Below are 13,645 nucleotides of genomic sequence, written 5' to 3'. Positions count from 1 at the left end.
TTTAAGCCATCAGAGGTTTAGGGGAAGCCTATGGAGAGTAGGTACGTTGGAGCCTATGCGTGATCTTTGGATCTTCTTCCGGCATCAAAAGGGGTGGAAACCGGGATGAACAGATCAATGATCCCAATGACCAATGCAGCCAGAACAGCACCAAGCAGACTGACATGTACATGATCTACGACATATTGACCAATCCAGATCACCAGTGCGCTGACGATGAAGCCGACTATACCGCGGCCAAAAGGATTAACCCTTTTACCGAAGATGCCTTCAACAACCCAGCCAAGCAGAGCAATAACCAGAGCAAGCATCAGTGCGCTCCAGAAACCACCGACGGCGAATCCGGGTACGATCCAGCTGACGACCATCAATACAATTGCGGCGATGATAAATCGCACGACATGTCCCAGAAAATTCATGGTGTTATACCTCCTTTATTCAAATCGGATTGAGCATTGTACATCCTGTTCACTGGTGAGGTTGCACAATCCTGACACCTGTAGTTTGCGGCGCTATGTCCCAAGTTATGTGTGGAAGGATTCGTTAAATAGCGCTAGAAAGTTTCTTTCGTTATAATACAGTTATAGTTTGGAAGGAGTTGTACACTTGGACACGAAAATTTTACAAACATTGGAATATCGCAAAATTTTAAATACATTGCAAAGCTTTGCCCAGACTACGATGGGAAAAAAGAAAGCGGAACAATTGGAGCCGATCAGTGAACTGGAAGAAGTTAAGAGACTGCTCCAGCAAACCGATGAAGCTTTTACGTTTGATCGTCTGAAAGGCTCTCCATCTTTTGGGGGAATTGTGGATATTACCGCGTCGATCAAACGTGCTGAAATAGGGGGCACGTTGAACCCGCATGAGTTACTGGGAATTTCCAACACCACTTTGGCAGCACGTCGATTGAAACGTCAGATCGCTGCCCTCCACGATGATGAAAAAGTGGAATCCATTTTCTATATCAGTGATCAGTTATCTGAGCAAAAAACGCTGGAAGATGCGATTCGTATCTGTATTGACGACAATGCTGAAGTTTCAGACAGCGCGAGTGTAACACTGGCGCAGATTCGTCGTGAGTTGCGCGGCGGTGAAGCTCGCATCCGTGAGAAACTGGATTCAATGATCCGTTCTTCTACGGTATCCAAAATGCTGCAGGACCAGCTGATTACAATTCGGGGAGACCGTTTCGTGATTCCCGTAAAATCGGAATATCGCTCGTACTTTGGTGGGATTGTACATGATCAATCCGGTTCGGGAGCAACGCTGTTTATTGAGCCAGAGTCCATCGTTGCGATGAATAACAAATTGCGCGAGACCCGAATCCGGGAAGAACGCGAAATTGAAGTGATTTTGCAGAAATTAACAGCACTTGTCAGTGAACAGGCAGAATGGTTATTGTATGATGTTGACCTGCTGGGATCGCTTGATTTCATTTTTGCCAAAGCACGTCTTGCCCGTGAACTGAAAGCCACATTGCCACGTATGAACGATCGCGGATTCATCAAGCTCAAAAAGGGACGCCATCCTCTGATCTCGATTGAAAATGTGGTGCCAACCGACATTGAACTCGGCAACGATTATACGTCCATTATCGTAACGGGTCCAAACACAGGTGGTAAGACAGTAACGCTCAAAACGATTGGGTTACTGAGCCTTATGGCGATGTCGGGTTTGTTCGTTCCGGCCGAAGACGGCAGCCAGCTCTGCGTATTTGATGCGATTTATGCGGATATCGGTGATGAACAAAGTATTGAACAGAACCTGAGTACGTTCTCCAGTCATATGACTAACATCATTCGGATATTGAAAAACATGACGACCAAAAGTCTGGTGCTGCTCGACGAACTTGGGGCAGGTACCGACCCAGCAGAAGGTTCTGCGCTGGCGATCTCCATTCTGGAGCATATGCATCAGACTGGATGCCGCATGGTAGCAACAACGCATTACAGTGAGTTGAAAGCTTACGCTTATGAGCGAAAAGGTGTTATTAATGCCAGCATGGAATTCGACGTTAACACTCTGAGCCCTACCTACCGACTGCTCGTTGGTGTGCCGGGACGGAGTAACGCTTTCGCAATTGCGGAGCGGCTCGGCCTGCCAGGATACATTCTGGATTACGCGCGTGGCGAAGTGAAAGAGGAAGACCAGCGCGTAGAGCATATGATCGCTTCCCTGGAAGAAAATCGGCTTACTGCGGAGCAAGAACGTGAGAGTGCAGAGCGTTTGCGCCAAGATATGGAGAAATTACGCAGCCGTCATCAAGCTGAACTGGAGAAATTGGAACAGCAGCGTGACCGACGCATTGAAAAAGCGGAAGAAGATGCCCGCAACATTGTGGACAAGGCCAGAGCAGAAGCTGAGAAGATTATATCTGATCTTCGCCAGCTCGCCATGGAAGAAGGCGCATCCGTGAAAGAGCACAAACTTATTGCTGCTCGCAAACAACTGGATGAAGCTGAACCTGAGAAACGCAAGAAGACAGTTAAACGCACTTCAACGGCAACGAAGTCTCGGGCCATCGGACCGGGCGATGAAGTTCTTGTCTACAGTTTGAATCAAAAAGGTCATGTGGTGGAGATGTCAGGCACCAAGGATGCCATGGTTCAATTGGGGATCATGAAAATGAAAGTATCCCTGAATGATCTTGAATTACAACAGTCTGTACCAGCAGAAGCCAAACCGAAGCAGAAACCCGTAACTGGCGTGAAACGAACTCGCGATGATAATGTGAAAAGTGAACTGGATCTGCGGGGGACGAATCTGGAAGAAGCCTTGATGGAGACAGATCGTTTTATTGATGAAGCTTTCCTTGCTAATCTGGGTCAGGTTTATATTATTCACGGTAAAGGAACAGGAATTTTACGTTCTGGTATTCAGGATTACCTGCGTAAGCATAGACATATAAAAAGTTACCGGCTGGGCAATTACGGAGAAGGCGGAAACGGTGTGACCGTCGCAGAATTGGAATAGCCCGACCAGGAATCAAAGAAGTTCTGCCGCCTGACGAGTTCAGGCAGCAGAATGGGGAAGGGGAACGGTGAGTGAAAGGGACGATTGACGAATTGCTGTCTCATCCCTTGGGGATGGTGCTCGGATTTTTCTCCGTAGCGATTATGGAGCTGCTTGTATTTCTGGCTTGCTTTGAACTGGTGACCAAGTACAAATGCTGGCATGAAATCAAGAAGGGCAATGTGGCGGTTGCGATGGCTACAGGAGGCAAAATCTTCGGAATCTGCAACGTGCTTCATTTCTGCATTCAGGCCAAATCATCGGTGTATGAAGCGATGACGTGGTCATTTGTAGGATTTGTCCTTCTGCTCATTGCCTATTTTCTATTCGAGTTTCTGACACCGGTGTTCTCCATTGACAAGGAGATTGAAGCGGATAACCGGGCCGTTGGATTGATATCTATGATTATTTCCGTCTCGTTGTCATTTGTTATTGGCGCGAGCATCATGTAGGGGGACCGTTCATGAAAATATTGATACGGATTCTGTTTGCTGCATCGATTGTATTTTTTGCCATTGGCGTCATTTATGTTTTAAACACATGATTATTCGAAAGAGAAAGGTTGATTCAATATGGAACCAACAGTATGTCCGTGGTGCCACACCGAGATTGTATGGGATGAGGAGCTAGGTCCTGAAGAAGAATGCCCTTACTGTCACAATGAATTAAAGGGATACCGTACACTAAACATCAATATCGGTGATGAAGAGAGCAATGAATCTGAGGAAGACATCTATGATATGGATGAAGTTGAGGACGATGAACAAACTACCGATCTCGCCAATCTGTGGGGTGATGAAGTAGAGCTGAAAATGCCGGAGCTTCGCACATTGACGAAGTATGCGGATGAGGGCAATGATCTGATTCAATACGAAGAAGGCGTGGAGAAGCAACTTGATTTGCAAGAAGAAGTTCCAGAATGTCCACACTGCCGTGAATTCATGATTCTTACGGGTACACAGAAGGCAAGCAAGGATACGTTCAATCCTGTTGCCAATGCCGTAACTGGTACGGATTCGTTGCTTGATGCGCCGTTCTCTGTACAAATGTATGTATGCTCAGGCTGCTTCCAGGTTCAATATAACCTGTCCGAGGATGACCGTCTGCGTCTGATCCAGAATTTGAGTGCGCGGAAATAAGGGAGTATACTGCTCTGAAAATATATAATATTCCGGAAATTCATCATGTTTTCCTTCTGCTTGGGGTACGTTAACCCTGAGACCTTGCCTGTGAAGTGCTGACTTCAGGTGGAATAAGGAGGGAGCAGATGAAGATTTCTCTGGGCCGACAATCCATTCTGCTACTAGGCGTGAATGGATTGTTTGTGTTAGCCGGAGCTTTGTCGGGGACGTTTCTGAACGTGTATCTATGGAAAAGCCGCCCGGATTACGCCATGCTGGGATGGTTCACGATAAGCCAGCAAATTGCACTGGGACTCACATTTTGGCTTGCGGGAAAGTGGGTCAAGGAACATAACAAAATGAGTGCGTTGCGCTTGGGAACAGCCTTGTCAGGTATTTTTTACATGCTTGTGTTATGGGCAGGGCCAAAAGCGGTTGACTGGATATGGCCTCTGGGGATTTTGTTTGGATGTGCACTGGGATTGTTCTGGATTGCGTTCAATGTGGTTTATTTTGAGGTGACTGACCGGGAGAATCGGGACCTGTTCAATGGTTGGGTGGGTTTACTGGGTTCGATGACAGGTATTATCGGTCCTTGGTTCTCAGGTCTAATTATTTCACGAATGGTTGATAATTCGGGTTATCGCCTTATTTTTACAGTGTCGTTGGTAATTTATGTGATTGCCGTTGTGTTCAGTTTTTTTCTGAAAAAAAGGGAGGTCAGCGGAACATACCGCTGGTCTGAACCGTGGCGACAGCTGTCTGCCAAAGATAGCGCTTGGAGGCCGCTTGGCATGGGATTGTTTGCGCAAGGCGTGCGAGAAGGCGTATTTGCCTTTCTGATTGCGTTGCTCGTCTATGTGGCAACTAAGCAGGAATATAAGCTTGGGCAGTTCTCACTAATCACTTCTGCCGTAGCACTGGTGAGTTACTGGGCTGCAGGAAAATGGTTTAAGCCGCAATACAGGTCCAGGGGGATGTTAGCCGGTGCGATATTGTTATTCATCGTGTTGATTCCGCTATTATGGAAGGTCAGTTATGGTACGCTTTTAATTATGGGAATTGGATCTGCCTTGTCGATGCCGTTGTATATTTTGCCGATGATTTCGGCAGGATTCGACCTGATGGGGGCGAACGGCGAAAATGTAGAGAAAAGGGTTGAACTTGTCGTATTAAGGGAGCTTTGTTTGATGGTCGGTCGTTTATTTGGCCTTGCTGTATTTATTCTGACGGTTATGAATGGCCCTTCGTTACAAACGTTAACCTGGCTTATTGTGGCACTTGGAGCTTTCCCGCTCATTGGCTGGATATTTATGCGCAACATGTTAGTGCATCCCGATCAGCAGGAACCCTCAGTGTAGGGAAAAGGGTACAGTCCAGGATTTTAATCCTGAGCTGTACCCTTATTTATTTGAGACGTATTTTTTACACAGGAGACGGTTTATTCGTTCTCGTTAATGAGAAAAGTTCCATATCGCCATTCTCAACTCCTGTAACAGCATCGGCCAAAATGGAAGCAGCGAACATGCTGTACACTGTCCCATTACCACCATAACCCTCAAGGAAATAAGAATGCGGGTATTGAGGATGTGGGCCGATAAATGGAAGACCGTCATGTGTATTGCCAAACACGGCACCCCATGCATAATCAACTTCAAGACCCTTCAATGGGAAATAAGAGCGAACTTCTTCAAGGAGTGTATCTCCACGGTGTTTTACCCGGATCTCACGCTGATCTTCCCTTGGTGTCTCTTCATCTAGCCCCCCAGCAATGATCCGTCCATCTGGTGTGGTTCTCATATACAGGTAAGGGCGTGCTGTCTCCCAGATTAAACTGTGCTCATACCATTCCTTCAGGTCTGGCAAAGGTTTAGTAGCAATAGCATAGGTGGTTTGAAGATAGGCTCCCTGATCCTTTTTGATGTCCTGCGTCTCATAACCGGCAGCAAAAATAACCTTACTGGCCCGGATTTTTCCACCAGAAGTATGACACAAGACACCAGCATCATCGAATTCACAATGAATCATCTCAGTCTGTCCATAGATTCGTGCTCCTCGTTTGCTTGCCGATTCAAACAAGGCATGAACAAAACGATACGGGTTCACTTCAGCATCCCCCAACGTATATAATGCGGCAGGTTTGCTGAAGGGGAAATGGGTGCTGATTTTGTGGGAATTCCACAGTTCAGCTTCAAAGCCATAATGCTTCAACGTTTGATATTCTTCCTCCAGCATGGCTACATCATCAATGCTGCTGGCAAAACAGAGACTGGTCCGTGGAATAAACCAGGGATCAGTATCCAGCCTGTCCGCAATTTGTGTGAGTTTCTGCATGGCTTCACGACATAGTTCATAGAAGCGCACGCCTGTCTTTTCACCAAAGGTATTGATACAGGAGGTCAGTGTTTTGTCGTTTGTGTACTGCAAAAGTCCTGTATTGGCTGAACTACTGCCATGCGCAATCTTTCTCTTATCAATAACAACCGTATTAACTCCACGCTCCGTAAGCAATTCGGAAGTCAGTGCCCCCCCCATACCACCACCTATGATCAAGCAGTCACAGGAGATGTCGGTTTGTAGCGAGGGATAGTTAGAATTTGGGTTAAAAGTGGAAGGCCAGAACGGTGTACCATAGACCAGATCCATTAGAAACATCTCCTTCATGATTACGTTTGTATACTTTTGAGTGACCGGGTTAACAATAATTGCGCATAAACTTTATGCCGAGGAGGTCAACCAGAACATGCAGAATCAATCCATGCAAGCGCTGAGTCCGAAAGAGTTAAATTATATTGCGGATTCAATAACCAATGAAGAATTGCTAATCAAACAGTGTGCGGCTACAGCTTCCATCTCACATAATCCGCAAATCCAGCAGGCACTGAATCACTATGTTCGTTCCCATGAACAGCATCTGAACACACTTGTCAATGCTTTGCAGCAACATCAATCTATTGCTCCAACACAAGCACAGTAATAGAAGTCGAATCTAACCGTATAGGAGGAAACTTTGTGTATTCTCAATCTTTATCATCTAATGGATCATTTATGCAGGAGCAGGATTTGTTGAAGTCGATTCTTGCGGATTTAAGACGAACCGCGCGCGAATATACGACAGCAACTACCGAAGCTTCCTGTCCTATTACACGTCGGATGTTCACAGACTTGACCAATGATACACTCCGTTTGCAAGGTGAGCTGTTCAATGTGATGCAGCAGAACAACATGTATTCGGTAGGTTCGAAGGCATTGCGCCAGGATGTGGACAAGCAGATTCAATCGGCCCACCAGACCCAACAGAAATGTCAACAGTTCATTCAGGAAAAGAATACGCAGACGAGTGCTTACAGCCAGGCGCCTAATGTACCCCAGCATCAACCGAATTACGGTAACCCTTATTACATGTAACCTTTGTCATTATGGTTTGAAGCAGGTGCTGTTGCAGACCATACCACCGCTTGCCCGAATTCAGGGCGGGCGGTTTTTGTCTTTGCATGATCGTTGAATTCATGTAATATAAGTATTAATTCATTTTCAGGAACCTGAATGACGCTGGAGGGAAAGACATGAAGGATCTGAACGATCTGCAATTAAAAGTTCTGGATTTGTTGAAGGAAGACGCGAGAAGGACTCCCGCACTGCTGTCGACGCTGCTGGGGGAGTCGGAAGATAAGATCAAGAACGCCGTGGCCCAGCTTGAACAGGACCACGTGATTGTAAAATACGCAACCGTTGTGAACTGGAGCAAGATTGATGATGAGAAAGTAACAGCCTTGATTGAAGTACAGATTACGCCTGAGCGTGGTCGTGGCTTCGAAGGGATCGCTGAACGCATTTATCTGTATCCGCAAGTGAAATCGGTATATCTCATGTCAGGTGCATATGATCTGCTCGTAGAAGTAGAAGGTGGCAACCTGCGTGAAGTCGCTAATTTTGTATCGGAGAAATTGTCTCCGATTGACTCTGTACTTTCAACCAAAACGAATTTTATTCTTAAAAAATATAAGCAGGACGGGATTATTTTTGAAGACCATCAGGAAGACAACCGTCTCATGATCTCGCCGTAAAGGAAGATGTGTCATGATAGTGAATGAACAGACAACAGGAAACAACAAGAAAATGACTTCGTACTTGGCTCCATTGGTTCAACAGATACCGCCATCCGGCATACGCAAATTTTTTGATCTAGTTGGCGATAACAAAGATATCATCACACTGGGTGTAGGTGAACCGGACTTTGTAACACCATGGCATATGCGTGAAGCTTGTGTGTACTCACTCGAAAGAGGAATGACCAGTTACACTTCCAATGCAGGGATGCCGAAACTGAGGGAAGCCATTAGCGAGTACCTGGATACTCAGTTTGATACCAAGTATGATCCAAAAGACGAAATTATTGTTACCGTTGGTGGCAGTGAAGCCATTGATTTGGCATTACGTGCCTTGATCGTACCCGGAGACGAAATTCTGATTCCAGAACCTTCGTATGTAGCATATTCACCGATCGCTTCGATTGGTGGAGGTATACCGGTTGGTGTAGAAACGTATGCGAAGGATCAGTTTAAACTGACTGCCGAGGCGCTGGAAGCGGGAATTACGCCGAAGTCCAAGGTTCTTATTCTATGTTATCCGAGCAATCCTACAGGTGCCATCATGACCTATGAAGAATGGTTACCGATTGCTGAAGTGATCAAAAAGCATGACCTGATCGTCATTGCGGATGAGATTTATGCTGAGCTGACATATACGCAAAAACATGTTAGTTTCGCTTCGATTCCGGATATGAAGGAACGAACCATTTTGGTGAGTGGGTTTTCCAAGGCTTTTGCCATGACCGGCTGGCGGATCGGGTATATGTGCGGACATCCTGAACTAATTGCAGCCATGCTCAAAATTCATCAGTATACGGTGATGTGTGCACCTGCCATGGGACAGGTGGCCGCGCTTGAGGCATTGACAAACGGTTTAGGTGAGAAGGATAGAATGGTTGAATCCTATAATCAGCGCAGACGCCTTATCGTGCAGGGTTTTAGAGATATCGGGCTGGACTGTCATGAACCCCAGGGAGCATTTTATGCATTTCCTAGTATCCAGAAGACGGGGCTGAGTTCGGATCTGTTTGCTGAGCGTTTGCTAACGGAAAATAAAGTGGCGGCTGTTCCGGGTAATGTATTTGGTCCACAAGGTGAGGGATTTCTTCGTTGTTCCTATGCAACATCGGTGACCCAATTGAATGAAGCACTGGAACGAATCGGAAACTTTGTTTACAAACTGCAAAAAGAGGGTTAATAGGGATTAGAAGCCTTTGAGTAATATGAACATTTTTCAAACTAGAAAAAAATAACTTTCTTTTACAAAATATTGTGATATAATTTCAATTTGAAATATGTTTTTCTTGTATTTGGAAACTAATTTTTCCAAGGAGGGGTTGGCTTTGTTTTGTGTTGAATATGATTTACCGACTAATCGTGGGCATTATTTGGCAGAAGGCGATCATGGCGACCGATGGTCGGTGAAACCGGATCACGCATCTTTGCATAACGTTTCCTTGGAAGATGAGATCCATATGCTACGCCGCAAGATGGAACAGATATTCCTTGAAGAGAAATCATTCACATCCGATATTGTAATAGAAATTAGCAGTTTACTAGATTTGAAGATTAATGAATACATGAAGGCTAATCCGATCAAAGGAAAGTAATTTTTCGTTGTATCGAAACGTTACGCATATGCAATTCAAAGAAGACCCGGCAGGGGTCTTTTTTTTGATCTATGAATAGATTGCTTCGGATAGGCAGGGTTATTTTTTTGCGTGGAACAATTGTGATATATTGTACATAGGAGACTAAAGGGGGAACTGGAATGAAGAGATTTTGGGGGCTTACCGCAATCATTTCTATGATTTTTCTGCTTGCTGGCTGTGGCGGTAAGGACGGTTTTACAATTTTTATCATTGATAACCAAGGAAATCCATCCGTGATCTCGGAGCAGTTGCAAGCTAATTTGCAGCAGAAGCTGGGCGAGGAGCCCAAGGTGGAGGTCATCACCAGTGCGATGTATGATGTGCAGAAAATTATGGTAGAGTACGCGGCCGGTGGTCATGATATTTTCATTTTGCCTGAGGCTGATATGAAGCAGTACGGAAGTAACGGCTCCAATATTCCGCTGGATGATACATTTGATGCGGAGAAGTATAAGCGCGGTGTATTTGAAGGCGGGGTCCTGGTTGAAAAGGGTGAAGGAGATGACGGTTCAGATATCAAGACAGAATCACATCTCTATGGCATTCCGCTGGAAGATATGAAAATGTTCAAAGATGTAGATTATGCTGCGCAAAATCTGTTTGCTACCATTCCAGTGTCGGCGTCTAATGTCGAAGAATCCAAGAAAGTGCTGAAGGCGCTAACAGAGTAAATGCAATCTAGTATGGCTACTGAAGGAGGGGAGCGGATTGCTAATTACGGTCACAGGCGGCATAGGCAGTGGTAAAACCCGATTTGCGCTTGGATACGCAGCCCGGATTAGCCGGGAGGGCATCTATTTATCCACTGGTGATCATGATCCCGTGATTCCCGAATTGCCATCCGCTCATTATCGTGCCATCCAGGCTGGGAATGGCCAGCACCTGACGGAGGTGCTTCACCAGATTAATCGGGAATCCAATCTCTTCCTGGCAGATCAGCGTATTGTCATTGTGGATAGTCTGACCGCATGGATGGCAGCCGGGTTCAGGGCAAGTGATGATCTGGATCAGCAGCGTTCAGAGACACAGCTGTTGCTGGACGCCCTTCTGTCTTACCAGGGAAAACTGCTTGTGATTACCAATGAAATGCACGGCTCTTTGTATCCTTCAGAGGAAGAACGAATTTTTGCAGCAAGAATGGCGTCAGTTAACCGGGCGTTGCAGGCGCATTCGGAACAGATGTATCTGTTAATATCTGGCCTGCCTGTAGATCTCAAAGATCGAGGGCTGCGCTATGAAGATTAACATTTCATTATGTTAACGATGGACGAGCCTAAAGAAGCCTCCGTCACCACAAATGTGGTGCGGAGGCTTTATTTTATGACAAATGTGGTGCGTGTAAATTTCTTTATTTCCGAGTTTTATTTCTTCTGATCCACCAAATTATACAGCCCACAACAATAATCGCTAGAAGTACATATACGACCAGGGAGTACACGTCCATAAAGTGCAGGATACTCTCCCATGACGCACCGAGAGCCGCACCAACCGAGACGAGAATAATATTCCAGGCCAGTGTTCCAATGGTTGTGAAGAGCAGGAATAAACCAAATTTCATGTTGGACATGCCGGCAGGAATCGAAATCAGGCTGCGAACAAGGGGGACCATGCGACAGAATAATACGGTCCACATTCCATATTTGTCAAACCATGCATCGACACGGTGGATATCTTCTTTTTTGATCCGCAGAATATGACCCCAACGTTTTACAATCTTCTCCAGCCGATTAACATCAATCAGCAGTCCGATCCCATAGAGAATGACTGCCCCAAGCACAGAACCAATGGTAGCAGCAAGAATAACACCGGGAAGGGTCAAGCTGGTGTAGGTGGTCATGAAGCCGCCAAAAGGTAATATGATTTCGGAGGGGATGGGGGGAAATACGTTTTCAAGCGCAATAATGAGTGCAATGCCTATGTAGCCGTATTGTTCCATGAAATCGGTTATCCAGTTTTGCATAATCGTCTCCTCTACTTTTGGTTTGCAAGGATTTGGCGTATACTCGGCAGAGTACACCAACTCATATATACGTGTGAAGGATCTCACTGGTTTCTGAAAATAATAGCATTCCCGTATTCATAGTAGGTCAAGTATACTGATTAAGTTAAACTCTAAAAGGGCATGCATTTATATTTAACCCCAGCGTTCTACCATGCGAATGATATTAACAATAGGAGGGATTACAATGGGCATATATACACGAACAGGTGACGAGGGACAAACCTCAGTCATTGGTGGACGGGTCATCAAGGACGATGACCGGGTTGAAGCTTACGGGACAATTGATGAGCTGAATTGTTTTGTTGGGCAGGCAATTAGTTTTATTGATCAAGCAAACGGAAAATTTGAGGATTTGCGTGAACACTTGCTCGAAATTCAGCAAGAATTGTTTGATTGCGGGTCCGATCTCGCCTTTGTAAAAATTAGCGAAACCAAATATAAAGTACGGGATGAGATGGTCACCCGGCTTGAGCAATGGATAGATCTGTATGATGCGGAAAATCCGAAGGTGGAGCGGTTTATTTTGCCTGGGGGCAGTCTGCTCTCTTCCACATTACATGTCTGCCGTACAGTATGTCGTCGCGCTGAACGCCGCGCCGTAACACTCGGACAACATACGGATATCAACCCTTCTGTACGACGTTATTTGAATCGTCTGTCTGATTATTTCTTCGTTGTAGCTCGGACTGCCAATGCGAGACAACAGGTAGCTGACATTGAATATGTGCGGAGCAAAAAAGTATTCCGCCGCAAAGACAAAGAATGAGCGATTATTATTCACCACTTACTTACACGGTTCCCGAAAATGAAGATGGCTGGCTGCTGAAGACCGTGCTTCAGCGGCGCCTACAGGTTTCGCGCAAGCTCCTGTCGAGAATCAAACTTACAGAGCAGGGAATTATGTTGAATGGCGAGCGAGTATACATCAGCGTCAAAGTTAGCACAGGTGACGTCCTGGAAGTCCGGATGGAACAGGAAGAGTCGGATGATATTTTACCTGAGCCGATTCCCTTTACGATACTGTATGAAGATGAGCACTTGCTTATAGTGAACAAAGATTCTGGTGTCATCGTACATCCAACACATGGGCATTACACAGGTACATTGGCAAACGGGGTTGTCCATTATTGGAAGTCCAAGAGCGAGCGTTTCCGCTTCAGACCAATTCATCGACTAGATCAGGAAACATCGGGTGTGCTGGCAATCGCAAAAAATCCATATGTGCACCAGCATGTGTCTGAACAGATGATCGCTGGAACGGTGGATAAACAATATATTGCCTTTGTGCACGGTAGTCCTGCCCAAGAAGAGGGGGCCATCGATGGGCCGATTGATCGTGATCCCGAAGAGCCGCATCGTCGAATCGTTACACCTGACGGTTATGCGGCAAGAACGTTATACACGACCGTTGCAAGGTGGGCGGGCGGAAGCGCCAGTGCGGTGAACCTGAAGCTGGAGAGCGGCAGAACCCATCAAATAAGGGTGCATATGACATCGATTGGCTGCCCTTTAATTGGGGATCGGATGTACAAGACCCTTCCTGTACATGAGATCGATGAGCAGACCATGGCTGTTCGAGATGAACGAGACACTTGGATTGCCCGTCAGGCATTGCACGCATGTGAGCTGGCGTTTGACCATCCCATTTTGCAAAGTCGGATGACGTTCCAAGCCCCGTTGCCCGCTGATATGGCAGCCCTGGAGGCACGTTTGGATGCCGAGGCATCTCCTAGAGAACCACTATAAAATGCTGTTAAACGGCCA

16 protein-coding genes are annotated in these 13,645 nt (G+C 46.0%); 13 read left to right on the top strand and 3 right to left on the bottom strand.

What is annotated here, in order from left to right; translation table 11 throughout:
* Positions 1 to 53: 53 nt before the first annotated feature.
* Entirely contained in the window at positions 54 to 419 is a 366-nt protein-coding gene (locus ACR1R9_RS18300; protein WP_053780442.1) for a phage holin family protein, read from the bottom strand.
* A 187-nt stretch (positions 420 to 606) separates the two neighbouring features.
* Between ACR1R9_RS18300 and ACR1R9_RS18295 the strand changes: the two genes are divergently transcribed.
* From ACR1R9_RS18295 to ACR1R9_RS18280, 4 genes are all read left to right on the top strand, one after another.
* Entirely contained in the window at positions 607 to 2,976 is a 2,370-nt protein-coding gene (locus tag ACR1R9_RS18295; protein WP_433948923.1) for an endonuclease MutS2, read from the top strand.
* A gap of 113 nt (positions 2,977 to 3,089) precedes the next feature.
* The gene (locus tag ACR1R9_RS18290; protein ID WP_053780553.1) at positions 3,090 to 3,467 is read left to right on the top strand and encodes a DUF350 domain-containing protein; all 378 of its coding nucleotides are present in this window, start codon (positions 3,090 to 3,092) and stop codon (positions 3,465 to 3,467) included.
* A gap of 120 nt (positions 3,468 to 3,587) precedes the next feature.
* The gene (locus tag ACR1R9_RS18285; RefSeq protein WP_076289919.1) at positions 3,588 to 4,154 is read left to right on the top strand and encodes a hypothetical protein; all 567 of its coding nucleotides are present in this window, start codon (positions 3,588 to 3,590) and stop codon (positions 4,152 to 4,154) included.
* A gap of 128 nt (positions 4,155 to 4,282) precedes the next feature.
* On the top strand, positions 4,283 to 5,497 hold the full coding sequence (locus tag ACR1R9_RS18280; RefSeq protein ID WP_433923062.1) for an MFS transporter: 1,215 nt from the start codon (positions 4,283 to 4,285) through the stop codon (positions 5,495 to 5,497).
* 64 nt (positions 5,498 to 5,561) lie between these two features.
* Here ACR1R9_RS18280 and ACR1R9_RS18275 read toward each other — a convergent pair whose 3' ends face one another.
* Positions 5,562 to 6,782 carry an NAD(P)/FAD-dependent oxidoreductase gene (locus ACR1R9_RS18275; protein WP_433923063.1) on the bottom strand — a complete coding sequence of 407 codons (1,221 nt, stop codon included), beginning with the start codon at positions 6,780 to 6,782 and terminating at the stop codon, positions 5,562 to 5,564.
* Between the two features lie 97 nt (positions 6,783 to 6,879).
* Between ACR1R9_RS18275 and ACR1R9_RS18270 the strand changes: the two genes are divergently transcribed.
* The 7 genes from ACR1R9_RS18270 (at position 6,880) to ACR1R9_RS18240 (ending at position 11,124) form a co-directional block, all read left to right on the top strand.
* Positions 6,880 to 7,113 (top strand): hypothetical protein, encoded by a 234-nt coding sequence (locus ACR1R9_RS18270; RefSeq protein ID WP_063564215.1) that lies wholly within the window; start codon positions 6,880 to 6,882, stop codon positions 7,111 to 7,113.
* 35 nt (positions 7,114 to 7,148) lie between these two features.
* Positions 7,149 to 7,544: a spore coat protein gene (locus tag ACR1R9_RS18265; RefSeq protein WP_076289917.1), complete on the top strand. Its 396-nt coding sequence runs from the start codon at positions 7,149 to 7,151 to the stop codon at positions 7,542 to 7,544.
* A gap of 158 nt (positions 7,545 to 7,702) precedes the next feature.
* Complete coding sequence (locus tag ACR1R9_RS18260; RefSeq protein WP_024628343.1) at positions 7,703 to 8,203, top strand: Lrp/AsnC family transcriptional regulator; 501 nt, start codon at positions 7,703 to 7,705, stop codon at positions 8,201 to 8,203.
* A gap of 13 nt (positions 8,204 to 8,216) precedes the next feature.
* Positions 8,217 to 9,425 (top strand): aminotransferase class I/II-fold pyridoxal phosphate-dependent enzyme, encoded by a 1,209-nt coding sequence (locus ACR1R9_RS18255; protein WP_090895166.1) that lies wholly within the window; start codon positions 8,217 to 8,219, stop codon positions 9,423 to 9,425.
* A gap of 145 nt (positions 9,426 to 9,570) precedes the next feature.
* Positions 9,571 to 9,837, top strand: coding sequence for an aspartyl-phosphate phosphatase Spo0E family protein (locus ACR1R9_RS18250; protein WP_053780449.1), 267 nt, complete (start codon positions 9,571 to 9,573; stop codon positions 9,835 to 9,837).
* A 161-nt stretch (positions 9,838 to 9,998) separates the two neighbouring features.
* A complete protein-coding gene (locus ACR1R9_RS18245) occupies positions 9,999 to 10,550 on the top strand; it encodes a hypothetical protein (protein ID WP_076289915.1) in 552 nt (183 codons plus the stop codon).
* A 37-nt stretch (positions 10,551 to 10,587) separates the two neighbouring features.
* A complete protein-coding gene (locus ACR1R9_RS18240) occupies positions 10,588 to 11,124 on the top strand; it encodes a bifunctional adenosylcobinamide kinase/adenosylcobinamide-phosphate guanylyltransferase (RefSeq protein WP_072734039.1) in 537 nt (178 codons plus the stop codon).
* A 103-nt stretch (positions 11,125 to 11,227) separates the two neighbouring features.
* Here ACR1R9_RS18240 and ACR1R9_RS18235 read toward each other — a convergent pair whose 3' ends face one another.
* Entirely contained in the window at positions 11,228 to 11,839 is a 612-nt protein-coding gene (locus tag ACR1R9_RS18235; protein ID WP_433923064.1) for a DedA family protein, read from the bottom strand.
* Positions 11,840 to 12,065: 226 nt separating this feature from the next.
* Between ACR1R9_RS18235 and ACR1R9_RS18230 the strand changes: the two genes are divergently transcribed.
* Complete coding sequence (locus ACR1R9_RS18230) at positions 12,066 to 12,647, top strand: cob(I)yrinic acid a,c-diamide adenosyltransferase (RefSeq protein ID WP_076289912.1); 582 nt, start codon at positions 12,066 to 12,068, stop codon at positions 12,645 to 12,647.
* Complete coding sequence (locus ACR1R9_RS18225; protein ID WP_433923065.1) at positions 12,644 to 13,627, top strand: RluA family pseudouridine synthase; 984 nt, start codon at positions 12,644 to 12,646, stop codon at positions 13,625 to 13,627. The genes ACR1R9_RS18230 and ACR1R9_RS18225 overlap by 4 nt, the downstream gene beginning before the upstream one ends.
* The last annotated feature ends 18 nt before the right edge of the window (positions 13,628 to 13,645 follow it).

This window comes from Paenibacillus taichungensis, from assembly GCF_050994985.1.
Classification (GTDB): domain Bacteria; phylum Bacillota; class Bacilli; order Paenibacillales; family Paenibacillaceae; genus Paenibacillus; species Paenibacillus taichungensis.
Note: the sequence above shows the minus strand (reverse complement) of the source record. Positions and strands in the feature narration are given on the sequence as shown.

What these genes read in the sequence shown, in the direction of transcription:
- ACR1R9_RS18300 (WP_053780442.1), bottom strand. Translation starts at nt 419, where the DNA reads ATGAATTTTCTGGGACATGTCGTGCGATTTATCATCGCCGCAATTGTA.
- ACR1R9_RS18290 (WP_053780553.1), top strand. Translation starts at nt 3,090, where the DNA reads ATGGTGCTCGGATTTTTCTCCGTAGCGATTATGGAGCTGCTTGTATTT.
- ACR1R9_RS18285 (WP_076289919.1), top strand. Translation starts at nt 3,588, where the DNA reads ATGGAACCAACAGTATGTCCGTGGTGCCACACCGAGATTGTATGGGAT.
- ACR1R9_RS18280 (WP_433923062.1), top strand. Translation starts at nt 4,283, where the DNA reads ATGAAGATTTCTCTGGGCCGACAATCCATTCTGCTACTAGGCGTGAAT.
- ACR1R9_RS18275 (WP_433923063.1), bottom strand. Translation starts at nt 6,782, where the DNA reads ATGGATCTGGTCTATGGTACACCGTTCTGGCCTTCCACTTTTAACCCA.
- ACR1R9_RS18270 (WP_063564215.1), top strand. Translation starts at nt 6,880, where the DNA reads ATGCAGAATCAATCCATGCAAGCGCTGAGTCCGAAAGAGTTAAATTAT.
- ACR1R9_RS18260 (WP_024628343.1), top strand. Translation starts at nt 7,703, where the DNA reads ATGAAGGATCTGAACGATCTGCAATTAAAAGTTCTGGATTTGTTGAAG.
- ACR1R9_RS18255 (WP_090895166.1), top strand. Translation starts at nt 8,217, where the DNA reads ATGATAGTGAATGAACAGACAACAGGAAACAACAAGAAAATGACTTCG.
- ACR1R9_RS18245 (WP_076289915.1), top strand. Translation starts at nt 9,999, where the DNA reads ATGAAGAGATTTTGGGGGCTTACCGCAATCATTTCTATGATTTTTCTG.
- ACR1R9_RS18235 (WP_433923064.1), bottom strand. Translation starts at nt 11,839, where the DNA reads ATGCAAAACTGGATAACCGATTTCATGGAACAATACGGCTACATAGGC.
- ACR1R9_RS18230 (WP_076289912.1), top strand. Translation starts at nt 12,066, where the DNA reads ATGGGCATATATACACGAACAGGTGACGAGGGACAAACCTCAGTCATT.
- ACR1R9_RS18225 (WP_433923065.1), top strand. Translation starts at nt 12,644, where the DNA reads ATGAGCGATTATTATTCACCACTTACTTACACGGTTCCCGAAAATGAA.